28 protein-coding genes are annotated in these 22,728 nt (G+C 70.6%); 17 read left to right on the top strand and 11 right to left on the bottom strand.

The window, feature by feature from the left end; all coding sequences use genetic code 11:
• Positions 1-3: 3 nt before the first annotated feature.
• Positions 4-762 carry a phosphodiesterase gene (locus tag ABZV06_RS08845; protein WP_355619867.1) on the top strand — a complete coding sequence of 253 codons (759 nt, stop codon included), beginning with the start codon at positions 4-6 and terminating at the stop codon, positions 760-762.
• Here the strand turns inward: ABZV06_RS08845 and ABZV06_RS08850 are convergent.
• On the bottom strand, positions 729-947 hold the full coding sequence (locus tag ABZV06_RS08850; protein ID WP_355052232.1) for a hypothetical protein: 219 nt from the start codon (positions 945-947) through the stop codon (positions 729-731). The two genes, ABZV06_RS08845 and ABZV06_RS08850, sit on opposite strands and share 34 nt — an antisense overlap.
• A 271-nt stretch (positions 948-1,218) precedes the next feature.
• On the opposite strand from ABZV06_RS08850, the gene ABZV06_RS08855 reads away from it, so the two are divergent.
• From ABZV06_RS08855 to ABZV06_RS08865, 3 genes are all read left to right on the top strand, one after another.
• Positions 1,219-2,322: a 3-deoxy-7-phosphoheptulonate synthase gene (locus tag ABZV06_RS08855; protein ID WP_355241800.1), complete on the top strand. Its 1,104-nt coding sequence runs from the start codon at positions 1,219-1,221 to the stop codon at positions 2,320-2,322.
• Positions 2,323-2,618: 296 nt separating this feature from the next.
• Positions 2,619-2,843 (top strand): hypothetical protein, encoded by a 225-nt coding sequence (locus tag ABZV06_RS08860; protein ID WP_355619870.1) that lies wholly within the window; start codon positions 2,619-2,621, stop codon positions 2,841-2,843.
• A gap of 50 nt (positions 2,844-2,893) precedes the next feature.
• The gene (locus ABZV06_RS08865) at positions 2,894-3,088 is read left to right on the top strand and encodes a hypothetical protein (protein ID WP_355052229.1); all 195 of its coding nucleotides are present in this window, start codon (positions 2,894-2,896) and stop codon (positions 3,086-3,088) included.
• A 62-nt stretch (positions 3,089-3,150) separates the two neighbouring features.
• On the opposite strand, the gene ABZV06_RS08870 is transcribed toward ABZV06_RS08865, so the two are convergent.
• The 3 genes from ABZV06_RS08870 to ABZV06_RS08880 are packed head-to-tail and all read right to left on the bottom strand — an operon-like array spanning position 3,151 to position 4,401.
• On the bottom strand, positions 3,151-3,687 hold the full coding sequence (locus ABZV06_RS08870; protein ID WP_355619873.1) for a DUF1360 domain-containing protein: 537 nt from the start codon (positions 3,685-3,687) through the stop codon (positions 3,151-3,153).
• A 49-nt stretch (positions 3,688-3,736) separates the two neighbouring features.
• Positions 3,737-4,063, bottom strand: coding sequence for a hypothetical protein (locus ABZV06_RS08875; RefSeq protein ID WP_355241808.1), 327 nt, complete (start codon positions 4,061-4,063; stop codon positions 3,737-3,739).
• Positions 4,063-4,401 carry a DUF6158 family protein gene (locus ABZV06_RS08880; RefSeq protein ID WP_355619876.1) on the bottom strand — a complete coding sequence of 113 codons (339 nt, stop codon included), beginning with the start codon at positions 4,399-4,401 and terminating at the stop codon, positions 4,063-4,065. The genes ABZV06_RS08875 and ABZV06_RS08880 overlap by 1 nt, the downstream gene beginning before the upstream one ends.
• A gap of 130 nt (positions 4,402-4,531) precedes the next feature.
• On the opposite strand from ABZV06_RS08880, the gene ABZV06_RS08885 reads away from it, so the two are divergent.
• Both ABZV06_RS08885 and ABZV06_RS08890 read left to right on the top strand, forming a co-directional pair.
• Positions 4,532-4,954 (top strand): hypothetical protein, encoded by a 423-nt coding sequence (locus ABZV06_RS08885; protein ID WP_355241814.1) that lies wholly within the window; start codon positions 4,532-4,534, stop codon positions 4,952-4,954.
• Positions 4,955-4,980: 26 nt separating this feature from the next.
• Positions 4,981-5,307 carry a DUF3817 domain-containing protein gene (locus ABZV06_RS08890; protein ID WP_355241817.1) on the top strand — a complete coding sequence of 109 codons (327 nt, stop codon included), beginning with the start codon at positions 4,981-4,983 and terminating at the stop codon, positions 5,305-5,307.
• A 23-nt stretch (positions 5,308-5,330) separates the two neighbouring features.
• Here ABZV06_RS08890 and ABZV06_RS08895 read toward each other — a convergent pair whose 3' ends face one another.
• Positions 5,331-5,852, bottom strand: a complete 522-nt coding sequence (locus ABZV06_RS08895) for a DUF6232 family protein (RefSeq protein ID WP_355619879.1) — start codon at positions 5,850-5,852, stop codon at positions 5,331-5,333.
• Between the two features lie 501 nt (positions 5,853-6,353).
• Here ABZV06_RS08895 and ABZV06_RS08900 point away from each other — a divergent pair.
• Positions 6,354-7,331 (top strand): NlpC/P60 family protein, encoded by a 978-nt coding sequence (locus ABZV06_RS08900; protein ID WP_355619882.1) that lies wholly within the window; start codon positions 6,354-6,356, stop codon positions 7,329-7,331.
• A gap of 71 nt (positions 7,332-7,402) precedes the next feature.
• Here the strand turns inward: ABZV06_RS08900 and ABZV06_RS08905 are convergent, their stop codons facing one another.
• The 5 genes from ABZV06_RS08905 to ABZV06_RS08925 form a co-directional block, all read right to left on the bottom strand.
• Positions 7,403-8,392, bottom strand: coding sequence for a sigma-70 family RNA polymerase sigma factor (locus ABZV06_RS08905; protein ID WP_355619885.1), 990 nt, complete (start codon positions 8,390-8,392; stop codon positions 7,403-7,405).
• Positions 8,393-8,791: 399 nt separating this feature from the next.
• Complete coding sequence (locus ABZV06_RS08910; RefSeq protein ID WP_355241828.1) at positions 8,792-9,748, bottom strand: N-acetylmuramic acid 6-phosphate etherase; 957 nt, start codon at positions 9,746-9,748, stop codon at positions 8,792-8,794.
• Positions 9,745-10,659, bottom strand: a complete 915-nt coding sequence (locus ABZV06_RS08915; RefSeq protein WP_355241831.1) for a MurR/RpiR family transcriptional regulator — start codon at positions 10,657-10,659, stop codon at positions 9,745-9,747. The genes ABZV06_RS08910 and ABZV06_RS08915 overlap by 4 nt, the downstream gene beginning before the upstream one ends.
• Before the next feature lie 75 nt (positions 10,660-10,734).
• Entirely contained in the window at positions 10,735-11,751 is a 1,017-nt protein-coding gene (locus ABZV06_RS08920; RefSeq protein WP_355619888.1) for an NAD-dependent epimerase/dehydratase family protein, read from the bottom strand.
• Between the two features lie 241 nt (positions 11,752-11,992).
• Positions 11,993-12,763, bottom strand: coding sequence for a thymidylate kinase (locus ABZV06_RS08925; protein WP_355619958.1), 771 nt, complete (start codon positions 12,761-12,763; stop codon positions 11,993-11,995).
• 118 nt (positions 12,764-12,881) lie between these two features.
• Here ABZV06_RS08925 and ABZV06_RS08930 point away from each other — a divergent pair, with 118 nt between their 5' ends.
• The 5 genes from ABZV06_RS08930 (at position 12,882) to ABZV06_RS08950 (ending at position 15,368) form a co-directional block, all read left to right on the top strand.
• Positions 12,882-13,529, top strand: coding sequence for a nucleotidyltransferase (locus ABZV06_RS08930; protein WP_355241973.1), 648 nt, complete (start codon positions 12,882-12,884; stop codon positions 13,527-13,529).
• Positions 13,526-13,801 carry a hypothetical protein gene (locus ABZV06_RS08935; RefSeq protein WP_355241837.1) on the top strand — a complete coding sequence of 92 codons (276 nt, stop codon included), beginning with the start codon at positions 13,526-13,528 and terminating at the stop codon, positions 13,799-13,801. The genes ABZV06_RS08930 and ABZV06_RS08935 overlap by 4 nt, the downstream gene beginning before the upstream one ends.
• A gap of 10 nt (positions 13,802-13,811) precedes the next feature.
• Entirely contained in the window at positions 13,812-14,588 is a 777-nt protein-coding gene (locus ABZV06_RS08940; RefSeq protein WP_355241839.1) for a metallophosphoesterase, read from the top strand.
• Positions 14,579-14,722: a GPGG-motif small membrane protein gene (locus tag ABZV06_RS08945; protein WP_007464364.1), complete on the top strand. Its 144-nt coding sequence runs from the start codon at positions 14,579-14,581 to the stop codon at positions 14,720-14,722. Before ABZV06_RS08940 ends, ABZV06_RS08945 begins: the two co-directional genes overlap by 10 nt.
• A gap of 151 nt (positions 14,723-14,873) precedes the next feature.
• Positions 14,874-15,368 (top strand): TspO/MBR family protein, encoded by a 495-nt coding sequence (locus ABZV06_RS08950; RefSeq protein ID WP_355241842.1) that lies wholly within the window; start codon positions 14,874-14,876, stop codon positions 15,366-15,368.
• 48 nt (positions 15,369-15,416) lie between these two features.
• Here ABZV06_RS08950 and ABZV06_RS08955 read toward each other — a convergent pair whose 3' ends face one another.
• Positions 15,417-16,190, bottom strand: coding sequence for a peptidoglycan DD-metalloendopeptidase family protein (locus ABZV06_RS08955; RefSeq protein ID WP_355241845.1), 774 nt, complete (start codon positions 16,188-16,190; stop codon positions 15,417-15,419).
• Between the two features lie 249 nt (positions 16,191-16,439).
• Here ABZV06_RS08955 and ABZV06_RS08960 point away from each other — a divergent pair, with 249 nt between their 5' ends.
• The 5 genes from ABZV06_RS08960 (at position 16,440) to ABZV06_RS08980 (ending at position 22,673) form a co-directional block, all read left to right on the top strand.
• On the top strand, positions 16,440-17,786 hold the full coding sequence (locus ABZV06_RS08960; RefSeq protein WP_355241848.1) for an ABC transporter substrate-binding protein: 1,347 nt from the start codon (positions 16,440-16,442) through the stop codon (positions 17,784-17,786).
• A gap of 70 nt (positions 17,787-17,856) precedes the next feature.
• Positions 17,857-18,903, top strand: a complete 1,047-nt coding sequence (locus ABZV06_RS08965; RefSeq protein ID WP_355241851.1) for a sugar ABC transporter permease — start codon at positions 17,857-17,859, stop codon at positions 18,901-18,903.
• A 1-nt stretch (position 18,904) separates the two neighbouring features.
• Entirely contained in the window at positions 18,905-19,870 is a 966-nt protein-coding gene (locus tag ABZV06_RS08970; protein ID WP_355241854.1) for a carbohydrate ABC transporter permease, read from the top strand.
• A 67-nt stretch (positions 19,871-19,937) separates the two neighbouring features.
• Positions 19,938-20,984 (top strand): LacI family DNA-binding transcriptional regulator, encoded by a 1,047-nt coding sequence (locus tag ABZV06_RS08975; protein WP_355241857.1) that lies wholly within the window; start codon positions 19,938-19,940, stop codon positions 20,982-20,984.
• Between the two features lie 33 nt (positions 20,985-21,017).
• Positions 21,018-22,673 carry a glycoside hydrolase family 13 protein gene (locus ABZV06_RS08980; protein WP_355619961.1) on the top strand — a complete coding sequence of 552 codons (1,656 nt, stop codon included), beginning with the start codon at positions 21,018-21,020 and terminating at the stop codon, positions 22,671-22,673.
• Positions 22,674-22,728: the final 55 nt, after the last annotated feature.

The raw sequence follows: 22,728 nt of genomic DNA on the forward strand, positions 1-22,728 counted from the left end.
GGTATGACCCGACCGACCCCCGAGGAGTCCGCCCGTCACGCCGCCGGACCGGCGGCCCGCGCCGTCGAACGCGCGAGCGCCGCCCTCGGCCGCCTGCGCCGCGGCCGGTTGCTGCATCCGGCGGGCGCGTCGTTCGCCGCCCACGTGACGATCTGGGGTACGCCCGGACCGCCCGTCGGGGTCGACCTCCTGGACAACCCCGGTGAGTACGCGGGCACGGTCCGCCTGTCCCGTGGGACGCCCACACCGGGCGGGTGGCCGGACGTGCTGGGCCTGGCGCTGCGCGTGCACTCCGGGGCGGGGCATCCGTTCGACCTGCTGGTCAGCTCCAGCGGGGCGCCTCCGGTGCTGCGGAATCTGCCCCTGCCCCGCCGCGGCTTCTCCGGGACGTACAGCACGATCATGGGCTATCGCACGGACCGACGCCGACTCTGGTTGGCCGCGTTGGCCGACCCGGAGTCGGTCGACCTCGGCCGCACCCTGGCCGCCGTCACGGCCGCGGCCCGGACGGACGCGCCGCGCCTGGTGCTCGCGGTCGCGTCCGCCGTCGGGCCGTGGCGGCCGGTCGGCCAGGTCGGCATCGGCGTCCCGCTCGACGCCCGTCAGGACGCCGCGCTCGCGTTCGACCCCGTGCGCAACCTGCCGGCCGGGCTGCGGGCGGCAGGCCCCCTCACCTGGCTGCGCGAGCAGACCTACCGGGGATCACGCCGGGCCCGTGGTGCGACGGTTCAGTCCGGCGGTTCGACCGCGACCACGGTCTGATCGGAGGTACGCCGTTCCAGCACCGTGTCCGGGGCCGCGTTCTGGTCCGCCTCGCGGAGGTCCGACTCGGCGAGGATGGCCTCCGCCTGCGCCTGCGGATCGTCGCTGCCTGCCGCCACCTCCTCGGGAAGGAGGTGGTGCGCGCGGGACTCCGCCCGCTCCTGATCGCTCTGCTCGTCAGTCATGGCACCCCTGTTACCCCGGGCCCGGCCTCGGCACGCGACGTTCCCCCCGCATCTTGGGACGAGGGGCGGGCGACGTCCGCCCGGTCGGGTACGCTGGCCCGGTGATGAGGACGTATCGATGGTTTAGACAGCCGGCTCACGCCGGTGACTTCACCATGATCTGACGTCACCAAGGACCGAGCCGGCCGGGCAGGAGCTGTCGTTCCCGCCCCTCTGCGTACGAGCAGCCGGCTCGTCCCGGGCACCGGCCCCGGGCACGGTCGGCGAAAGGATGCCCACCGTGACGACCCCGGAGACCGATCGGGTCAGCGACCAGCGGATCGACCGCGTCGTGCCGCTGACCACACCCGCCCTGCTGCACCACGAGTTGCCCCTTCAAGCCCCACTCGCCGCGGCCGTGCTGAAGCACCGCCGCGCGGTGAGCCGCGTTCTCGACCGCGAGGACGACCGCCTGCTGGTGGTGGTCGGCCCGTGCTCGGTGCACGACCCGGCCGCCGCGCTGGAGTACGCCGAGCGCCTGCGCGCCGCCGCCGACCGGCTCGCCGACGACCTGCTCATCGTCATGCGGGTCTACTTCGAGAAGCCCCGCTCGACGGTCGGCTGGAAGGGCCTGATCAACGACCCCGGGCTGGACGGCAGCGGCGACGTCAACACCGGTCTGCGCCGGGCCCGGGCGCTGCTGCTCGACGTCCTGCGCCTCGGCCTGCCGGTGGGCTGCGAGTTCCTCGACCCGATCACCCCGCAGTACATCGCCGACACGGTCGGCTGGGGCGCGATCGGTGCCCGCACCGTGGAGAGCCAGGTGCACCGGCAGCTCGCCTCCGGCCTGTCCATGCCGATCGGCATGAAGAACCGCCCCGACGGCAGCATCGGCACGGCCGTGGACGCGATCCGCGCCGCCGGGGTGCCGCACGTCTTCCCGGGCATCGACTTCTCGGGTACCCCGGCGATCATGCACACGCGTGGCAACACCGACGGTCACCTGGTGCTGCGCGGCGGTGGCGGTCGGCCCAACTACGACGCCGAGTCGGTGGCCGGTGCGCTCGACCTGCTTCGGGCTGCCGGGCTGCCCGAGCGTCTGGTGATCGACGCCAGCCACGCCAACAGCGGCAAGGACCACCGCAACCAGCCACTGGTCGCCGCCGACGTGGCCGCCCAACTGGCCGCCGGCCAGCGCGGGATCACCGGTGTGATGCTGGAGTCGTTCCTCCTGCCCGGCCGGCAGGACCTCGATCCCACCCGCGAGCTGGTGTACGGCCGTTCGGTGACGGACGCCTGCCTCGGCTGGGACGACACCGCCGAGGTGCTCGACGGGCTGGCCGCCGCCGTCCGCGCCCGCCGGGCCGCCCTGCCCACCCCCGCCGCGGGGGTGTGACGGTCGGCACTGCGGTGCACGGAACACGAACGGGTGGGGCCTGGTTAACTGAGGTGTCGGTGTGTTCAGTGTCCCCGGGCCTCACCTAAATAGCCCTCGCGGAATACCGTTCGGCTGGAGCCGCGTCGCGCCACTCGCCGAGAGGCGACCTACACACCGACACCAGCGCCGCCCCCGGCTCACGAGGCCGGGGGCGGCGCTGTCTCTGCTTGCCCAGGTCATCGGCTTGCGGCCGGCTTGCCCGTCGGGCGACGGGCGTGACGTTTGACCGATTCCGGCCCGGGTAGCTGATCAGCGTGACCGACGACGCATCCGTGGCCGACGAGCCGGACACCCGCGACCTCGACGACCTGCTCGACGACCTCTACCGGGGCCAGGAGCGCATCACCCAGGGCGAGATCTATCGCCGTGCCGTCGCCGCCGAACTCCCGCCGGACCTGCTCGCGCGCATCGACGCGCTGCCCGAGGGCGAGTACGCGGTCGACGAGGCCAGCGACCTGCTGGGCGGCAACGTCGGGTGAGCGGTAGGAGCGTAGTCAGCGAGCCCGGCGACCCGAAGGGACGACACACCATGACGCACCACGAGGACCACGACGAGAAGGTCCCGGCGCTGGGCCAGCCGCCGGAGGGCAGGGACACCACGCCCGAGCCGGACTTCGCCAACGAGCACGACCGCACGGCGGTGGATCGCGACATCATCACCGGCGCGGACGAGGACGAACGCGAGCCGGAGTCGCCGCACGGCTGGTCCGGTATGCAGCGTTGACACCTGCACGACAGCGGGGGCCGGCGATTCGCCGGCCCCCGCTCTCCGTCCTCGTCGTCGGCTCAGTCGTCGTGACCGCCCTCGGCGGCCTGCTGCACCGAGGCGTACGCCATCTGGAGGAAGTCGGACGCGGCCACGGCGGTGAGCGCCGTGGCCACCAGGCGCGTGAGCCGGGGGGCGAGCACCAGACCTCCGGTGAGCCCCGTGGCCACCCAGACCGCCAGGCAGAACGGGCAGCTCAGCAGCTCGCCGATGGCGTGCCGCGTGGAGCTGCCCGAGTCGCGGACCTGCTCCATCACCTCGCCGCTGCCGATCGGCCGGTCGTAGCGGGTGAACGGGGCTCGCAGCGGGCTGGTCACGGCGTCCTTGGTCAGAAGCCGGCTGAGCTTGTGGGTGGCGATGGACAGCAGCACGACGTCGGCCGTGGCGGGGCGCTCGGGAACCGGCCGGCCGGTCACCTTGACCAGACCGGCGAGCGCAGCGGTCACGCCCGCGTAGGTGCCCATCGCCGCCAGGTAGCCACCGAGCGGTCGGTGCTCGTGCGGCGCGTACGCCCGGCGTAGCCGCGCCACCTTCTGTCGCAGGCCAGTCTCGGTCACCGGTCTCCTTCCATGTTGTCGTGGTGTGAACGTTCCGAGTGGCCGTGTCTCAGCCGGCCTGGAGGTTGTCGGCGACCTCACGGGCGAGGTTGGTCAGCGCCTCGTCGGCCAACTGGTCCGGGTCGGCGCCCGAGCCGTCGGTCAGGTCGAGCTGGATCCGCGCGCCGCCCGAGTCGGCCGGATCCACCCGGATCTCGGCGGCCCAGCCGGCCTCGCCCCACCGGGCCCGCAACTCCTCGCCGCTGACCTCGGCGGGAGGGCTCCCGTCGCTGCGCAGCGGCGCCGGCAACCAGGCCGAGGCGCGGGCCGGGTCGGTGGCCGTGTTGAAGACCACCTCGGGCGGCGCGGACATGCCGCGTACGGCTCGCGCCGCCATCAGGCGTCCCGCAGGCGGCTCGGGTCGACCTCCCGGCCGGGATTGCGGGCCAGGTACTCGGTCTCCAGTTCCGCGGTGCGCCGCAGGTGGTTGGCGAGCGCGGAGTCCGCCGCGTGCCTGAGGGTGTCCAGCCGAGTCCGGTGCAGGCTGTGCATCTCGCGGATCAGGTCGTCGTCGGTCAGTTCCGTCGGGTCCACGCCGACCGCGTCGCCGTCGAGGTCGACGCCCCCGGGGTCGGCGAGGTGGTCGCCGCCCCACTCGGGCACCCGCTGCTCCGGGCTCATCTCCGTGCCGCCGCTGGACGCAAAGCCGTCCTCGCGTACCGATCCGGTCATCATCGCCCCCCTGGTCTCGTTTGGGCTGGCGTCTAGACGGATGCCCACACCGGGTGACGCCAAACCATCCCGCCCGCGCGGCAGCTACGACGCCGCGTCGGAGAGCGCCGCCGTTCCCGGTACCCTCGACGCCATGAGGTGGCTCTGGACCCCGGCGTGGATCGCACGTCACGTGGCCATGGTCGTGCTGGTCGGGAGCTTCCTCGGGCTGGGCTGGTGGCAGATCAGCCGGGCCACGGCCGGCAACAACCTCAGCTGGGGGTACGCCGTCGAGTGGCCGATCTTCGCCGGCTTCGTGGTCTACGTCTGGTGGCGCGAGGTGCGCCTGGCCCGCCGCGCCGCGCAGGGAGGCACCGAGCCACCCGCGGAGCCGGCCGTCGAGCCGCCGCCGGCCGCGACCGCCGGTTCCCGACCGGCGGTACGCCGACCGGTGCGGGTGACGAGGGTTCCGGTCAACGCGTCGCCCGGTGACGACGCGACCCTGGCCGCGTACAACGACTACCTGTCATGGTTGAACGCCAATCCGGGCGCCCGGCCCGGTGACTACCCCGGCTGAGCCGGGCTTCGGAAGGACGGACGAAGGTGGGCGCAGCCCTTACCCGGTACCGCGTGATCGCCTGGATCGTGGGCGTGGTGCTGATCGTGCTGGTCGTGATCGGCATGCCGCTGAAGTACGCGTTCGACAACCCGGTCGTCGTGGAGACGGTCGGCCCGGCGCACGGCTTCCTCTACATGATCTACCTGGTCGCCGCGTTCGACCTGAGCCGCCGGGCCGACTGGCCGCTGAAGCGGATGCTCCTGGTGATGCTCGCCGGCACCGTGCCGTTCGTCTCGTTCTACGCCGAGCGCCGCGTCACCGCCTGGCTCGAGCGTCCCACCGCCCGTACCCCGGAGCCGGTCGCCGGCTGAACGGCGATGCCCGGGAAGGGCGGTCAGCGGTCGGGCCGCCACGGGTCGGCCGACGCGATCGGGTCGACCCAGTCGCCGTACCGGTTGACCTCCCGGGCGCGCAGCAGCGCCCGGGTGACCTGGCCGAACTGCTGCTCGTCGTCGGCGCTGAACAGCAGCACCTCCGCGCCGCGGTGCCAACCCCACAGCTCGTACGGGGGCGGCCGCCAGCGGTCTCCGACCAGGGCGAGCGCGGCCGGCAGCAGGAGGACCGCTCCGAGGATGAGGTACGCCTCGGCGGTCAGCCGTTGCAGGCCACCGCTGAACCCGAGGAGCAGGCCGACCATGCCGATCATGGAGCCGGTGGTCACGACGGCCCGGACGGCGATCCGGTCGTGCGGGCCCCGGGTGGTACGCAGGTGGGTCAGGTCGAGGATGCGGTAGCTGGTACGGCCGACGGTGAACCTGTCGACGGTGACGATGATGCCGGGTCGCGCGTAGAGCAGCGTGGACCTGGCGCCGGGCACCGTTCGCTGCGGTCGCGTCGTTGCGCCTTCACGATTCACGGTTCCTCCCGCTGGGCGGTCTGCCGGGCTGGGTCCGTGGCTACGGGTGTGACGTGTCCGACGACGGGATTCCCGGCTCCGGGCTCCATTGTGTTGGGGCACCGCCACTCCACCTGGGCATTTACGTGAGCGGCCCGCGCACCCGTCCGGGCGACATCGCCAGGAAACAGCATCCATTTCAGGTTTTATCGGTTATGGCGGACGGCTAACCGGCGGCATACGCCGGGAACGACGAAAGTCGCATATCAGTCAGTAGCTGCAAAACGGACCGCTTTGCCCTTCGCTCCCGTGTCGGTAGCCCCGTTGACGCTGTCTTCCCGCAGCGGCCCTACCTGCCACTTGGTCAACATTCGCCCCTGCTTCAACTGCGCAGCACAACCGTCCCGGGTTAGGTTGAGCAGGCCGGTCCGGTCCAGTGCCGTCCACCCGGACGACCCCGGCCGGTGTCGCCGAGGGCGTCAGCAGCCCCGTCGGCGGCCGTGGGAGAGGAGCCTCTCGCTCTTGTCATCCCTGAGAACCCTGCTGCGTACCGTGGCGCTGGTCGGCCTGTCGGCCGCCCTGATCGCCCCGACGGCGGCGGCGCACGCCGAGCCGTCCCCCGCCGACCTGACCCGCCGGATCGAGACGTCCTCGGCCGAGCTGGAGCGGGTCGTGGAGTCGTACAACAAGCTCACGGAGGACATCAAGGTCAACAAAGCCGCGGTGGCCCGATTACAGGCCCGCATCGGCCCCCTCGAAGAGCAGGCCGAGCAGAGCCGGGCGGACGTCACCGCACTCGCCAACAGCGCGTACAGGAGCGGGGGTCTGCGTACCGCCGACGCTCTGCTACGGCCCGGCGGCGCCGCGGCCCTGATGGATCGGCTCGGCACCCTCGACCAGCTGACCCGACAGCGCCAGGAGCGCATCTCCGGCTTCACCGACAACCAGCGGCGACTCCTCGACGAGAAGACGCGGCTGGACGCCACGCTCGCCCGGCAGGCCGCACAGGCCCGCGAGCTGGCGGCCGGCAAGAAGCGCATCGAGAAGGACCTGGCCGAGCTGTACGAGCTGCGCCGGCAGGCGTACGGGGCGGCCACCGAGCGTCCGGCGCCCACGACGGCGAAGACCGAGGCCCGGAACGTACCGGCCGTCGCCGGTGATGCCGGCGCGGCCGTGCGCTACGCCTTCGGGGCGATCGGCAAGCCGTACGTCTGGGCGGGTGAAGGGCCCAACGGCTACGACTGCTCCGGCCTCACCCTGGCGGCCTGGCGGGCGGCCGGAAGGTCGCTGCCGCACAGCGCACGGATGCAGTGGGGCGCGGTCGCGCACATCGACCGAGGCGACCTGCGGCCCGGAGACCTCGTCTTCTACAGCGGTCTCGGGCACGTCGCCCTGTACGTGGGCGACGGGCAGGTCATCGACGCGCCGAGCGCGGGTCGCAACGTGCTCAAGCGTGGCATGAACCTCATGTCGATCCACGGTTACGGCCGGGTCCGCTAGCGGACCCCGAGACGGCGAACGGCCGGCGTCCCCCTATCGGACGCCGGCCGTTCGCCGTCATTACTACCAGGTCAGGCTGCCTGCAGCCCCTCCGCGCGAGCCAGCTCGCGGAGCCGGCCGAGGGCCTGGATCTCCAGCTGCCGGATCCGCTCGCGGGACAGCGAGAAGCGCGACGCGACCTCGGTCAGCGAGTGCTCGCGGCCGTCCTCCAGCCCGTAGCGGGCCCGCATGATGCCCGCCGAACGGTCGTCGAGGTGGTTGAGCAGTCCCTCGATGCGCTGCCGCTCCAGGCCGCTGAGGACGATGTCCTCCGGCGACGGCGCGTCGCTGTCGGCGACCAGGTCACCGAGGTTGGTGTCGCCGTCGTCGCCGACCGGGGTGTCCAGCGACACGGTGTCCTGCGACCAGCGACGCAGCTCGTTGACCCGCTCGACGGTCACGCCGAGCGACGCCGCGATCTGCTCCGGCTCCGGGTCGCTGCCCAGCTCACGGGTGAGCTGCCGGATCACGTTGCGCATCCGGTTGACGTCCTCCACCAGGTGCACCGGCAGACGCACGGTGCGCTCCTGCTGGGCGATCGCCCGGCTGATGGCCTGGCGGATCCACCACGTGGCGTAGGTGGAGAACTTGTAACCACGCTCGTAGTCGAACTTCTCGACCGCCCGGACGAGGCCGGTGTTGCCCTCCTGGATCAGGTCCAGCATGGGCATCCCCGAGCGCACGTACCGACGCGCGATCGACACGACCAGTCGCAGGTTGGCGCGGATGAAGAGGTCCTTCGCGCGCTCACCCTCGACGACCAGCCGATCCAGGTCATCTCGGTCGACACCGTCGGGAACGGCATCCTCACCGAGCAGGTGCTCGGCGTAGAGGCCGGCCTCGATCGCCTTGGAGAGATCGACCTCCTTGGCGGCGTCCAGCAGTGGCGTCCGGGAGATCTCGTGCAGGTAGACGCCGACCAGGTCGCGCTCCTCGGCAACCTCGTCGGTCCGCATGCCGATGTTCTTGTCCACGTTGCCCACGGTCCCCTCGCTCGCGCCGGTTGCCCGGTTCCTTGCCATTCCCCACGTCCGGTCAGCCCCTGGTAACTTCTGCTGTGCCCACCGGTGCTGACACCTACACAACAGATGAGACGTGTCAGGGATTCCATTCCGTGAGTCGAAAGTGTCACGAATGCCTGAGTAATTGCTGAGAGCACGGTCCATGTTTGCTGTCAGCACCCGTCAGGTGGCACGTCGCTGGGCACCTCGAACGGGCTGGTGGATCGACGGATCACCATCGCCCGCACCATAGGCAACACCGCCCGCCGTGCTGACACAGCGACCCGGGTCACCACCCTGCTGCGATCCTGGTCACTGCCAGATACGCAGCGGCGGACCGGTCGGTTCATCCACGGGGTGTTATTACCCTCCGCCCCGATGAACAATCCGGAGCCTCATTCACTTCCCGGGTGGGCGGGCTCAGGAGGCGAGCAGTGCGAGGGCTCCGCGTACCTGGTCCGCTGAGCGGGCGAGGGCGGCTCGCGCGGCGGGCACCTCGGCACCGGACACCAGGGTGACGAGTGCCGTCTTCAGGTCGCCCCCGGCCTCGCCGAGGGCCCGCCGGGAGACCTCCTCGGAGCAGCCCGTGGCCTCGACCAGGATCGAGATCATTCGGCCCCGAAGCTTGGCGTTGGTGGCAACCATATCGATCATGAGGTTCGAGTAGACCCGACCCAGGCGCACCATGACGGCGGTCGAGAACGCGTTCAGCACCAACTTCTGCGCTGTGCCCGCCTTCATCCGGGTCGACCCGGTGACCACCTCGGGTCCGGTGTCCACCCCGATGAACACGTCGACCGACCGGGCAGCCTCCGCCTCCGGATTGGCGCAGAGCAGCACGGTCGAGGCACCCGTGGCGCGGGACGCGGCGAGCGCCCCGAGGACGTACGGGGTGCGCCCGCTGGCTGCCAGACCGACCACGAGATCACCAGCGCGCACACATCCGGCCGCTTCGAGGGCGCCGCCCTGGTCGTCGTCCTCGGCGTCCTCCACGGCGCGCACCATGGCGTCCGGGCCGCCGGCGAGGTGGGCGCAGAACCAGTCCCGGGGCGAGTTGAAGGTGGGGGCCAGCTCGGCCGCGTCGAGCACACCCAGCCGGCCGGAGGTGCCGGCACCGAAGTAGTGCACCCGGTGGCCGCCACGCAGGGCCGCGACGGCCAGGTCGACCGTGGCGGCGATCTCGTCGAGCACGGTGGCGACCGCCGCCGGCACCCGTCGGTCGGCCTCGTTGATCACGGTGAGGACGTCCCGGGTCGACATCAGGTCGAGGTCGACGCTGAGCGGGTTGCGCCGTTCGGTCGGCGCGCCCACCCGGACCGCCGGTCGGGCGGGCGGTGCTGGCATGTCCTTGTCCGGCTCCACCGAACCGGGCGTCATGCCCGCCTCCGGCTCGCGCCCACCCGGTGCGACTGGACCGCCTCGGCGGTCGCCTCGAGGGCCTTGCGGGCGCGGGACCGGTTACGGGCGGCCACCCCGACGAACAGGCAGTCGACGACGGTCAGCTGCGCCAGCCGGCTGGCCGTGGCACCCGAACGGTAGGTCGTCTCGCGGGCCGCGGTCGTCAGCACGAAGTCGGCGACCTCGGTGATCGGCGAGCGTGGGAAGTTGGTCAACGCCACGGTGGACGCGCCGCGCGTCCGAGCCTGCTCCAGCACCTCGATCACGTCGGAGGTGGTGCCGGTGTGTGAGATGCCGATCGCGACGTCGCCGCGACCGAGCAGGGCCGCCGAGGTCAGCGCGGTGTGCACGTCCGGGAAGTAGAAGGCGATCCGGCCGATGCGGTGCAGCTTCTGCTGGAAGTCGGAGGCGACGAAACCACTGGCCCCGGCACCGTAGATGTCGATCCGGCCGGCACCGGCGATCGCCTCGACGACCTGCTCGCAGACGGCCGGGTCGAGCTGTTCGGCGGTCTCCTCGACGGCCCGCGCGTCGTTGAACGCGATGGTGGCGATGATCTGGGCGAGGTCGGCGCCGGGCGGGATGTCGCCGCCGACGACCCGGGCGTCCGGGGGCTCGATGCGGCGGGCAGCCTCGGCGGCGAGCCGGATGCGCAGCTGCGGGTAGCCGTCCATCCCGACCGACCGGCAGAACCGGATGACCGTCGCCTCGGATGTCTCCGCTGCGGTGGCGAGGTCTGTGATGGTCCTGCGGGAGGCGGCGGCCGGGTCGGACACGACCAGCCGGGCGACCCGCTGCTCGGCGGGCGACAGCGACGGCAGAAGCCCGCTGATGTGGACGATCAGCCCACCAGGCTCGTGACTCGCAGAAATCTTCGGACTCTTCGCCACGGGTGAAACTTACTTTCACCAAGCGTGACCGTCAACCATCACCGTCTGTGGTGGGACGCGTGTCGACGGTCCGGCTCACGCGTTCCGCTCAGCCTCCCACGTACCCAGGATCGCCGCCTCATCCGCCGGGTCGAGTCCACCCTGCGGTACGTCGCCCGGGTGAGCGCTCATCCACGAGGCCGTCGCCCGAACAGTGTCGGCAACCGGACGGACGACCAACCCGGCGGCCAGGGACGCGGAGACGTCCCGGTCCATCAGGCCGGCGGACTCCGGCAGCCGCACCCAGAGCGGCAGCGCCCGCTCCCCCCACCACTCGCGTACGTCGTGTGCCCGCAGGAAGTCCTGGTCGATCCAGGTGAGACGGGGATCGGCGACACCCAGACCGGCGGCCACTCCGGCCAGCATCTCCGCCCGGGACATCGTCGGCCCGATGCCGTCGTACGTGCCGCCGAGCCGGGTGCCTGCGGCGTGCAGCAGCCAGCCGGCCAGATCCTCGACGTCCACGAACTGCACCCGGTCGGTCGGCCGCCCCGGCGCGAGAACCTCGCCTCCACGAGCCAGCCGTCGCACCCAGTACGGGAAGCGGTTGCTCGAATCCTCCGCGCCGACGATCAGCCCGGCCCGGCAGATGAACGACCTGTCCTCACCCACCCGCTCGCGTACCAGCCGCTCGATGACGACCTTGCACTCGCCGTACCAGCGGAAACCCGGGCCCGGCCCGTCCACGTCCGACGGCGGGGGCGGCAACAGCGGAGTGTTCGCCGCGGAGAGACCCGGGGTCGCGTAGTCCGCGTACACCGAGACCGTCGAGACGAACGACCAGTGACCGACGTGATCGGCCAGCGCGGCGAGCGCGTGCCGGGCGTGGCCGATCACGCGGGTCACGTCCACCACCGCGTCGAAACGCTGGCCGGCGAGCGGCGTCAGCGCCGCAGGGTCGTCGCGGTCGACCGGCACGAACCGCACCCCCTCCGGCACCGCGCCGGACACGCCCCGGGCCGCGCAGGTCACGTCGTGCCCCCGCGCGACGGCCAGCCGAGCGACAGCCCGACCGAGAAAACGAGTGCCGCCAAGAACCAGAATCCGCGCCATCCCCAGATCCTGCGCCAGAGCCATCCAAAAAGACGAACCCCTCTGCTCTCAGCAGACACCACCCCGCCCGACGGCCGGTCGATCATGAAGTTGTTGCCACGACACGCCGACCCGACAGGCAACAACTTCATGATCGACGAGGTGGAGGGCGGGGCAGGGTCACCCCGGCCGAGATCGCGCCGGTGATCCGCTTCCTCGCCTCGAGCGACTCCGCGCCGACCACCGGGGTCGCCGTCCCGGTCTACGGACGCGCCTGAACCAGGGACGGTCCGCCGCCGCGCCCGTCCCTGTCCCGGGCCGCGGTGGCCGGCGGTGACTGCGCCGGCGGTGACTGCGCCGGGGGTGACTGCGCCGGCGGCGCCACGGTCGAGGGCCGCGCCCGGTCGGGGCCAGCGTCCGACGGCAGCCAGGAGGACAGGTGCGCCTGGATCTGCTCGGTCACCTCCTCGGCCGAACGACCCGCGTCGACCAGGACGAAGCTCGGGTACTCGGGCAGGGTCCGGTAGGCAGTGTCCGCTGCGGTCAGCCAGCCCATCGACTCGTGGTCGGTGCCGCGCTCCTCGATGCGCCGGTACGCCTCGGCCGGGTCGACGGCGAGCAGAAAGGTGACCTGCGGCGTCGGGAACAGTCGGTAGCCGGCCCGGGCCAGGCGCTCCCAGCGGTGCCCGCCGTGAGCGCGGATGCTGGCGTACTGGCAGGCCGAATAGCGGTCCATGACGGCCGTCCGACCGGTGAGCAGGCAGCTCAGCAGGGCCACGGCGATGGCCAACCAGCGCAGCACGGACTCCACCGCCAGGACGCCGTCACGCCCGACGAGACGCTGCGCGTCGGAGAGGCCGAGACGGTGGGCGAGCCGGCCGAGCCAGCGACGCCCACTGGCGTTGCGGCGGTACGTGGCGGGACGGCCGGCGGCGGTCAGCGCGTCGGCCAGTCGGTGTGCCTGTGTGGTCTTGCCCGAGCCGTCGATGCCGATGAGTGCGACGGTGCGCAACCGGGTCGTGTCGCGTCGCATCCCCGATGGTCTGGCCACCCTCGACAGGTTATCCGACCTACGCTTGCGGCCTGCGTGGTTAATACCGTTTGTTCCGGTTGGCACCCGACCGCGACCAGAGCAGGTGTGGGCGACCGGAATGCCGGGTACGGGGGTTCGAATCCAACCGCCTGTCCACCCACACGACCGACGGGAGATCCAGATGGCTGAGCGCGGAGACGAGAGTCTGGTGCACACCCTGAAGAAGGTCGCCGCCGTGCTCAAGCAGTCCGAGATCCCGTTCGCCCTCGGCGGAAGCTTCGCCGTCTACGCGCACGGTGGCCACTCCAGCGACCACGACGTCGACTTCCTGATTCGCGAGGCCGACGTCGAACGGTCACTGGAGGCGCTGGTGGCCGCCGGCTTCCGCGCCGAGCGACCGCCGGAGGACTGGCTGGTCAAGGTCTTCGACGAAGAGCGGATGGTGGACCTGATCCACCGGCCGATCGAGACGCCGGTGACCGAGGAGACGTTCGCCGACACCGTCGTACGCCCGGTGGACGCCATCCAGATGCCGGTCCTGTCCGCCAGCCAGCTCATGGTGCACAAGCTGCTCAGCTTCTCCCAGCACTACTGCGACTTCGCCCGCGGTCTCCCCCTGGCCCGGTCGCTGCGGGAGCAGATCGACTGGGAACGGGTACGCAAGGAGACGCAGCACTCGCCGTACGCCGAGGCGTTTCTGGTGTTGCTGGACCGGCTGGAGGTGGTGCCGGAGCCCGGCACCCCGGCAGGAGAGGAGACACCGTGACGAACGATCAGGCCGGTGGCGCGGCGCCACCCGACGAGTACGTCGAAGCGGAGATCCAACGGCTGCTCACCGAGGATCCGGCCGTCGCCGAGCAGGGAATCACAGTGATCCGGCGGGAGGACGCCCTCGTGCTCTACGGCGAGGTGGAGAGCCCGCACCGGCGGGAGGAGATCCTGCGTCTCGTGTCCGAGCGTTTCCCGGACGTGCCGATCACCAGCGACATCGGTGTGATCCGCGTCCAGGCGCCCACGGAGATCGAGCAACTGCCCTGAGGGAGGTTTCATGGTGATCCGGATCGCCGCCGTGGGCGACGTGCATCTGGACGAGGACGTGGTCGGCCGGTTCCGCCCGGCGCTGGAGGAGCTGCCGGAGTGCGCCGACGTGCTGCTGCTGGCCGGCGACCTGACCCGGCACGGCACCGAGGCCGAGGCGCGCTGCGTGGCAGAGGAGTTCGGTGGGTTGGCCGTACCGGTGGTCACCGTTCTGGGCAACCACGACCACCAGTGTGACCAGGTGCCACAGGTGGTGAAGGTGCTGGAGGACGCGGGCATCACCGTGTTGGAGGGCAACGGCGTCGTGCTGGACTGCGCGGGCGGCCGGCTCGGCATCGCCGGGGTCAAGGGCTTCGGCGGGGGGTTCGCCGGCCGATGCGCGAGCGACTTCGGCGAGCCGGAGATGAAGGCGTTCGTCCGGACCACCAACGAGAGCGCGGACCGCCTCGGCACGGCCCTGCGCTCGCTGGACTGCGACATGCTGGTGGCGCTCACGCACTACGCCCCGGTCCCGGACACGCTGCTCGGTGAGCCGTTGGAGATCTACCCGTTCCTGGGCTCGTACCAGTTGGGACAGGCGATCGACTCGGCCCCCACCGCCCTCGCCCTGCACGGGCACGCGCACGCCGGCACCGAGCGCGGCACCACCCCGGGAGGGGTACGCGTGCGCAACGTGGCGCACCCGGTGATCAAGCAGGCGTACAGCGTCTTTCATGTCGGGGATCAACTCGACACGGACCAGGTTTCCCCGCTCGGCGGGTCGGGTAGTCAGAGGTCATGGAGCTGATTCTCTGGATTCTCGCAGTCGTACTCGTGGTCGCCGGCATCCTCGCGCTGTTCCGCCGGCAGATCCTGTGGGGCATCGTCCTCATCGTTGTCGGGCTGTTGGTCGGCCCGGGTGGTGTCAGCATCTTCAATTGACGCTCGTCCTTCCAACCACACTCTTCACGAAAACCGGGACCCGTCGGGGTCGCCGCGACCGGAGCTTCGTCCTCCCGACAGAAGCACCGGCCGCAGCGGCCCCGGCGCTTTTTTGGTGTTTGACCTGACGCTCGGTGGAAATATCTCGACCATGGAGATATCTCGCGAGGCACGGCCCGCCTCAGGCCGGCGGTCGCGCTGGGCGCTCGCCGGCTTCGCGGCGGCGGTCTTCGTCGCGGCCGCGATCGGCGGGCTCGGAGTGCGGGGCACCACCGACGAGTACGCGAGCCTGCGCCAGCCGGACTGGGCACCGCCGTCGTGGCTCTTCGGCCCGGTATGGACGGTTCTCTACGCGCTGATCGCCGTCGCCGGCTGGCTGGTCTGGCGCAGGGTCGGCTTCTCCCCCGCCCTGTGGGCGTGGACCGCCCAACTCGTGCTCAACGCCATCTGGACGCCACTGTTCTTCGGCGCGGGGCGGTACGGGTTGGCGTTCGCCGAGATCGTCGTGATGTGGCTGGCGATCGGCCTCACCGTGGTGCTCTTCGCCCGGGTGTCCCGGGTCGCGGCGGCGCTGCTGCTGCCGTACTGGGCGTGGGTCACCTTCGCCGCCGCGCTGAACCTGTCGATCTGGCGGCTGAACGTCTGACGGACCGGCAGGTCTCCGGCGGGTCACCCCGCCGGAGACCACAGGGGGTCAGCAGCGGGGGATGCCCGGGATGTAGCCGTCGTAGCCGGTGTAGACGTACGCGTCCGCGATGTAGCGACCGCTGCCGATACGGTCCCAGATCGAGCTGGTGCCGTAGGTACCGGTGACCGTGGTGCCGCTGGTCTGGCAGGCGATGGTCACCCGGGTGCCGTCGGCGACGGTGCCCACCGACGCGTAGCCCGTGCCGGGGCCGGAGCGGACGGTCAGCGGCGTGCCACTGGTGTCGACAGTGGCGTTGCCGGTGCCCGAGGAGCAGCCGTTGTTGCTGGTGTAGCTCTTGCTGCCCCAGTACAGCGCGAGGGTGCCGTTGAACCTGACCTGGATGTCACTGCCGTTGAGGCGCTGCTCGTAGTGCAGGTGGGGTCCGGTGGATCCGCCGGTGCTGCCGACCCAGCCGAGCACCTTGCCGTAGCCGACGGTCTGCCCGACCGAGACGTTGAAGCCGTTGAGGTGGGCGTAGTAGGTCGTGTAGCCGCCACCGTGGTCGATCCGGACGTACTTGCCGTAGCTGGTGCCGCCGAGGTCGGTGACCCGGTCGACAGTGCCGGGGGCGCTGGCCACCACGGGGTCGCCGAGGTCGTCGGTGCGGTTGAAGTCGACGGCGTACGCCGGGCTGTGGTCCGACCGCGTCTGCCCGGACCAGGACTGGCCGCACGGGAACGGCACCTTGAAGGTCGGCGCGGCCAGCGCCGGGGTCGCCGGCACCAGCGCTCCCCCGACGAGCAGACCCGTCACCAGCAGGCTCATCCACCGCTTGCGCATACAGCTCCTCCTATGTCGAAAACCTTCGATGAGGTGGCCCTAGCCTGACAGATATCGTCAATCTTCGAAAGAGTCCCCAGCCTGTCCCCGCAGCGCGCCCACCAGGCAACTCGAAGGTTTCCGGATTGTTACTCGCTCGTGTCTGGCAGGGGGTGGACCAGACCCGATGCAAGCGCTTACATGTGTGCACGCCCAATCGGACCGGCGCGGGTCGTCAGCGAGACCACGCCGGCTAGGAAGGAGGACGGCATGGCGGTCTTTACCAGACCACGCCAGGCCTTCGTGATCGCCGGTGTACTCGGGCTGGCGCTCAGCGCCACCGCTTGCGGTACCGGCGATGACAAGAAGAGCGACAAAGCAGGATCTGCCGAGTGTGCCCCGTACGAGAAGTACCAGGGCAACGACGGCAAGAAGGTCTCCATCTACGCGTCCATCCGTGACGCCGAGGCCGACCTGCTGGAGCGGTCCTGGTCGCAGTTCACCGACTGCACCGGCATCGAGATCGCCTACGAGGGCAGCGGCGAGTTCGAGGCGCAGCTCCCCGTCCGCGTCGACGGCGGCAACGCCCCCGACATCGCCTTCGTGCCCCAGCCGGGCCTCGTGAAGCGGTTCGCGGACGCCGGCAAGCTGAAGTCCCTCAGCGCCGACACCAAGGCCCTGGCCGAGCAGAACATGCCGGCCGACTGGCTGAAGTACGGCACCGTCAACGGGACGCTCTACGGCGTGCCGCTCGGCGCCAACGTCAAGTCCTTCGTCTGGTACTCGCCCAAGACCTTCAAGGAGAAGGGCTGGGAGGTTCCGACCACCTGGGACCAGCTCATCGCGCTGAGCGACAAGATCGCCGCCAGCGGCATGAAGCCCTGGTGCGTGGGCGTCGAGTCCGGTGACGCCACCGGCTGGCCGGCCACCGACTGGATCGAGGACGTGATCCTGCGGACGCAGGGCCCCGAGGTCTACGACCAGTGGACCACCCACGCCATCCCCTTCAACGACCCGAAGATCGTCGACGCGGTCGACCGCGCCGGCAGCATCCTCAAGAACGAGAAGTACGTCAACGGCGGCTTCGGCGGGGTCAAGAGCATCACCACCACCGCCTTCCAGGAGGCCGGTCTGCCGGTGACCACCGGCAAGTGCGCCATGCACCGGCAGGCGTCGTTCTACGCCAACCAGTTCCCCGAGGGCACCAAGGTGGCCCAGGACGGTGACGCGTTCGCGTTCTACTTCCCGGCCATCGACCCGGCCAAGGGCAAGCCGGTCCTCGGCGCTGGCGAGTTCGTCGTCGCGTACGCCGACCGTCCGGAGGTGCAGGCGGTGCAGACCTACCTCGCCTCCGCCGAGTACGTGAACAGCCGCGCGAAGCTCGGTAACTGGGTCACGGCGAACAACAAGCTGGACATCGCCAACGTGGCCAGCCCGATCGACAAGCTCTCCGTTGAGATCCTCCAGGACAAGACGGGCACCTTCCGCTTCGACGGATCCGACCTGATGCCGGCCGCCGTCGGCGCGGGAACGTTCTGGAAGGGCATGGTCGACTGGCTGAACGGCAAGCAGACCGCCCCGGTGCTCCAGGGCATCGAGAGCAGCTGGCCGAAGTGATCACGGCGGTGGCTCGGTTCGCGTCCGCGAGCCGGGCCACCGGCCAATTTGGACCCGAGAGGGAGGGTTGATGGAGTTCGACTTCGCCGATGAGCAGCCGAAGCTCCTCATGCTGATGTACGGGCTGGTCGCTTTCGTGCTGGTGGTGGGCGGTCTGCTCCTGCTGCTCGATGTCGTACCGGCCTGGTTCGCCCGACGGCGGGAAGCTCAGCTCGTCGCCGCTTCCGTCAGTGGCACGCCACTGACCCGGCGGCCCAAGCAGCGGGAAGGGCTCTTCGCGCTGTTCTTCCTGCTGCCGACGCTGCTGCTGCTCACCATCGGTCTTGTCGTGCCGGCCATCCGCACCATGCTGCTCTCCCTGATGAACGGGGGCAGCACCGAATGGGTCGGGCTGCGCAACTACGGCTGGATGTTCTCCGACAGCTCGATGCTCCGGGTCCTGATCAACACCCTGGTCTGGGTGCTCCTGGTCCCGCTGGTGGCAACCGCCTTCGGCCTCATCTACGCCGTGCTGGTGGACAAGGCCCGCTTCGAGGCGGTCGCCAAGTCACTGATCTTCCTACCGATGGCCATCTCGTTCGTCGGCGCCAGCATCATCTGGAAGTTCGTCTACGCGTACCGCGGCGAGGGCGACCAGATCGGCCTGCTCAACCAGATCGTCGTCAGCCTCGGCGGTGAGCCGAAGCAGTGGCTGCTCGAATCACCCCTGAACACGCTGCTGCTGATCGTCATCATGGTCTGGATCCAGGCCGGCTTCGCCATGGTGGTGCTCTCCGCCGCTATCAAGGCCATCCCCGGTGACATCGTCGAAGCCGCCCGGCTCGACGGTGTCAGCCCGTGGCAGATGTTCTGGCAGATCACCATGCCGAGCATCCGGCCGGCACTGATCGTCGTGGTGGTGACGCTCACGATCGCCACGCTCAAGGTCTTCGACATCGTCCGGACCTCGACCAACGGCAACTACGACACGAGCGTGATCGCCAGCGAGATGTACAACCAGGCCTTCCGGTACGGCCAGAACGGGCAGGGCTCCGCGCTCGCGGTCTTCCTCTTCATCCTGGTCATCCCGGTCGTGATCTACCAGATCCGCAACCTCCGTCAGCAGCGGGAGGGCTGAGATGACGACCGCAACGCCCACCGTCGCCGCCGGCACCCAGAAGACCGCCGACGCCACGTCCACCGCCAGGCGGGTTCGCAAGCGGTTGAACAGCCGTACGGCGACGCTCGTCTCGATCGTCATCGCGGTCGTCTGGACGATTCCGACCTTCGGCCTGCTGATCTCCTCACTCCGGCCGGAGGACGAGATCAAGACGACCGGCTGGTGGACGGCGTTCACCAACCCGCAGTTCACCCTCGAGAACTACCAACAGGTCCTCTTCGGGCGGTCAGCGTCGTCGGGGCAGCTCGCCAGCTACTTCATCAACTCGCTGGCGATCACCATCCCGTCGGTGCTCTTCCCGCTGGCCTTCGCGTCCCTCGCCGCGTACGCGCTGGCGTGGATCAACTTCCGCGGGCGGGACTGGCTCTACATCGCGATCTTCGCGTTGCAGATCGTTCCCCTGCAGATGGCCCTGGTGCCGCTACTGAAGTTCTTCTCCACCGGCGTCACCCTCGGCGGCGTCACCCTGATGCCGGCCTGGGGCCTGGTCGACGAACAGAAGTTCGCCCAGGTGTGGTTCGCGCACACCTGTTTCGCGCTCCCGTTCGCGGTCTTCCTGCTGCACAACTTCATCTCGCAGCTCCCCGGAGACCTGATGGAGGCGGCCCGGGTCGACGGGGCCACCCACCCGAAGATCTTCCGCACCATCGTGTTGCCGCTGATCACCCCGGCGCTGGCCGCGTTCGGCATCTTCCAGTTCCTCTGGGTCTGGAACGACCTGCTGGTCGCGCTGATCTTCGCCGGTGGCGGCAACGAAACCGCCCCGCTCACGGTCCGGCTCGCCGAGATGGCCGGCACGCGGGGCAACGAGTGGCAACGGCTCACCGCTGGCGCGTTCGTCTCGATCGTTGTACCGCTCGTCGTATTCCTGTCCCTGCAACGCTTCTTCGTGCGAGGTCTGCTCGCCGGCAGCGTCAAGGGCTGACCCGCCTGCCCGCCGCCGCCCGACCCCTGAGGGCGGCGGCGGGCAACGGGTACCGAGCGGGGGAACCATGACGAAGATAGATGACGTCGCCCGGCTGGCCGGGGTCTCGACGGCCACCGTCTCGCGGGCGCTGCGCGGGCTGCCGACGGTCTCGGCCGCCACCCGACGCCGCGTACTCGCTGCCGCCGAGCAGTTGGACTACGCGGTCTCGCCGAGCGCGTCCCGGCTCGCCGGTGGTCGCACCGGCACCGTCGCGGTGGTGGTACCCCGGATCACCCGCTGGTTCTTCAGTACCGTCGTCGAGGCCGTCGAGGAGTACCTTCACCACTCCGGCTACGACCTGCTGCTCTACAACCTCGGCGGTCGGGAGCAGATCCGCCAGCGGGTGCTGCGCACCGCCAACCTGCACAAGCGGGTCGATGCCATCATGCTGGTCGCCACGCCGTTGCGCCCGTCCGACCGGACCGCGCTGGCCGCCCTGGACCTGCCCGGGGTGACCATCAGCTCCGGAAGCAGGGTACCCAACTGGCCCTGCGTACGGATCGACGACGTGGCCGCCGCGCGGATGGCCACCCGCCACCTGATCGACCTCGGCCACCACCGGATCGCGCACATCTCCGGGGACCCCGACGACGAGCTGGCGTACACCACCCACCTCGACCGACGCAGGGGCTACCAGGCCGAGCTGCGGGCCGCCGGCCTGCGACCCGACCCGGGCCTGGACGTCGAGTCGTCGTTCACGATCGACGGCGGCAACCGGGCCGCCGCCGAACTACTGGCGCGCGGTGAACCGCCGACGGCGATCGTCGCCGCGTGCGACGAGATGGCGATGGGCGCGATGACGGCCCTGCGCGATGCCGGGCTGCGCGTACCGCAGGACGTCAGCGTGGTCGGCATCGACGACCACGACCTCGCCGGCGTGCTGGGTCTGAGCACCATCGCGCAGCCCGCCGCGGAGCAGGGGCGGCTGGCCGCCCGGATGCTGCTCGATCCGCTCGCGGACCGCAACCTGGGCCCGGTCGTCGGTCAACGCACCGCCGACGGCGACTCGCCGGTGATCCTGCCCACTCGGCTGGTCGTCCGGGAGTCCACCGCACCACCCCGGGCACACTGACACATCAACCACGGCACGACACGGGAGACGACCCTGAACACCGACCCGACTCAGCAGACCCCCACCGGCTGGTGGACCGAGGCCGCCATCTACCAGATCTACCCACGCTCGTTCGCCGACTCCGACGGCGACGGGGTCGGCGACCTGCCGGGCATCACCGCCCGTCTCGACCACCTGGTCGAGCTGGGGGTGGACGCGGTGTGGCTGTCCCCCTTCTATCCGTCCCCGCAGGCCGACGCGGGGTACGACGTGGCCGACTACCGGAACGTCGACCCACTGTTCGGCACCCTCGCCGACGCGGACAAGCTCCTCACCGAGGCCCGCTCCCGCGGCCTGCGGGTGATCGTCGACCTGGTGCCCAACCACACCTCGTCGGCGCACCGCTGGTTCCAGGAGGCGCTGGCCGCCAGCCCGGGCAGCCTCCCGAGGTCCCGGTACATCTTCCGGGACGGCCTCGGCCCGGCCGGGGACCAGCCGCCGAACGACTGGCAGAGCGTCTTCGGGGGCCCGGCCTGGACCCGGACGGTCGATCCGGACGGGCAGCCCGGCCAGTGGTACCTGCACCTGTTCGACACCGGCCAGCCGGACCTCAACTGGGACAACCCGGAGGTACACGAGGAGTTCCTGGATGTCCTGCGGTTCTGGCTGGACCGCGGGGTGGACGGGTTCCGGGTCGACGTCGCGCACGGCCTCATCAAGCAGGCCAACCTGCCCGACTGGCAGGAGCCCCAGGAGATCCTCTCCGGCAACGAGATCGACAAGCCGCGGCCGCCGATGTGGGACCAGGAGGGCGTGCACGAGATCTACCGGCAGTGGCGGCAGGTCCTGGACAGCTACCCGGGCGACCGGGTACTGGTCGCCGAGGCGTGGGTGGAGCCGGCCGAGCGCCTGGCCCGCTACGTCCGCCCGGACGAGATGCACCAGGCGTTCAACTTCGAGTACCTGCTCGCCGCGTGGACCGCTCCGGCCCAGTACGCGGTGATCACCCGGTCCCTGGAGGCGACCGACTCGGTCGGCGCGCCGACGACCTGGGTGCTGTCGAACCACGACGTGGTGCGGCACGCCTCCCGGCTCGGTCTGGCGATCGGTGGCGGCCGGCCCAACGGCATCGGTATCGGTGACCCGCAGCCGGACGCCGCGCTCGGTCTACGCCGGGCGCGGGCGGCTACCCTGCTGATGCTCGCCCTGCCCGGCTCCGCGTACCTCTACCAGGGCGAGGAGCTGGGCCTGCCCGAGCACACCACGATGCCGGACGAGGCCCGACAGGACCCGACCTGGGCACGCAGCGGGCACACCCAGCGGGGCCGCGACGGCTGCCGGGTGCCGATCCCGTGGGAGGCCGACGCCCCGTCGTACGGCTTCGGGCCCACCGACGCGAGCTGGCTGCCGCAGCCGCCGTCCTGGGCGGAGTACGCGCTGGACCGGCAGCGCGACGTGCCCGGCTCGACGTACGAGCTGTACCGCGAGGCGCTGCGGCTGCGCCGTGCCCACGGTCTGGGCCGGGGCACGCTCGAGTGGCTGTCCTCCGATGACGAGACGTTGGTGTTCCGCAACGGTGAGCTGACCGTGCTGACCAACTTCGGCGACGCCCCCGTGCCGCTCCCGCCCAACGCCGAGGTACTAGCCACCAGCGCACCCCTGACCGAAGGCACGATCCCCACCGACGTGACGGTCTGGCTCCGCAGCTGATCCACACCCCACCGCAACAGCGCCGATCTTGCACTTTCTGTCGCCGAGGTAAGCC

Origin of the sequence: Micromonospora sp. NPDC005172, from assembly GCF_040608555.1 — a bacterium.
In the GTDB taxonomy this organism is placed as follows: domain Bacteria; phylum Actinomycetota; class Actinomycetes; order Mycobacteriales; family Micromonosporaceae; genus Micromonospora.

Coding starts and splice junctions, on each gene's coding strand:
- ABZV06_RS08945 (WP_007464364.1), top strand. CDS start 14,579: ATGGAGCTGATTCTCTGGATTCTCGCAGTCGTACTCGTGGTCGCCGGC.
- ABZV06_RS08845 (WP_355619867.1), top strand. CDS start 4: ATGACCCGACCGACCCCCGAGGAGTCCGCCCGTCACGCCGCCGGACCG.
- ABZV06_RS08905 (WP_355619885.1), bottom strand. CDS start 8,392: ATGGCAAGGAACCGGGCAACCGGCGCGAGCGAGGGGACCGTGGGCAAC.
- ABZV06_RS08850 (WP_355052232.1), bottom strand. CDS start 947: ATGACTGACGAGCAGAGCGATCAGGAGCGGGCGGAGTCCCGCGCGCAC.
- ABZV06_RS08965 (WP_355241851.1), top strand. CDS start 17,857: ATGGAGTTCGACTTCGCCGATGAGCAGCCGAAGCTCCTCATGCTGATG.
- ABZV06_RS08920 (WP_355619888.1), bottom strand. CDS start 11,751: ATGGCGCGGATTCTGGTTCTTGGCGGCACTCGTTTTCTCGGTCGGGCT.
- ABZV06_RS08955 (WP_355241845.1), bottom strand. CDS start 16,190: ATGCGCAAGCGGTGGATGAGCCTGCTGGTGACGGGTCTGCTCGTCGGG.
- ABZV06_RS08950 (WP_355241842.1), top strand. CDS start 14,874: ATGGAGATATCTCGCGAGGCACGGCCCGCCTCAGGCCGGCGGTCGCGC.
- ABZV06_RS08855 (WP_355241800.1), top strand. CDS start 1,219: ATGCCCACCGTGACGACCCCGGAGACCGATCGGGTCAGCGACCAGCGG.
- ABZV06_RS08875 (WP_355241808.1), bottom strand. CDS start 4,063: ATGGCGGCGCGAGCCGTACGCGGCATGTCCGCGCCGCCCGAGGTGGTC.
- ABZV06_RS08930 (WP_355241973.1), top strand. CDS start 12,882: ATGCCGGGTACGGGGGTTCGAATCCAACCGCCTGTCCACCCACACGAC.
- ABZV06_RS08865 (WP_355052229.1), top strand. CDS start 2,894: ATGACGCACCACGAGGACCACGACGAGAAGGTCCCGGCGCTGGGCCAG.
- ABZV06_RS08925 (WP_355619958.1), bottom strand. CDS start 12,763: ATGCGACGCGACACGACCCGGTTGCGCACCGTCGCACTCATCGGCATC.
- ABZV06_RS08910 (WP_355241828.1), bottom strand. CDS start 9,748: ATGACGCCCGGTTCGGTGGAGCCGGACAAGGACATGCCAGCACCGCCC.
- ABZV06_RS08960 (WP_355241848.1), top strand. CDS start 16,440: ATGGCGGTCTTTACCAGACCACGCCAGGCCTTCGTGATCGCCGGTGTA.
- ABZV06_RS08970 (WP_355241854.1), top strand. CDS start 18,905: ATGACGACCGCAACGCCCACCGTCGCCGCCGGCACCCAGAAGACCGCC.
- ABZV06_RS08940 (WP_355241839.1), top strand. CDS start 13,812: ATGGTGATCCGGATCGCCGCCGTGGGCGACGTGCATCTGGACGAGGAC.
- ABZV06_RS08975 (WP_355241857.1), top strand. CDS start 19,938: ATGACGAAGATAGATGACGTCGCCCGGCTGGCCGGGGTCTCGACGGCC.
- ABZV06_RS08880 (WP_355619876.1), bottom strand. CDS start 4,401: ATGATGACCGGATCGGTACGCGAGGACGGCTTTGCGTCCAGCGGCGGC.
- ABZV06_RS08885 (WP_355241814.1), top strand. CDS start 4,532: ATGAGGTGGCTCTGGACCCCGGCGTGGATCGCACGTCACGTGGCCATG.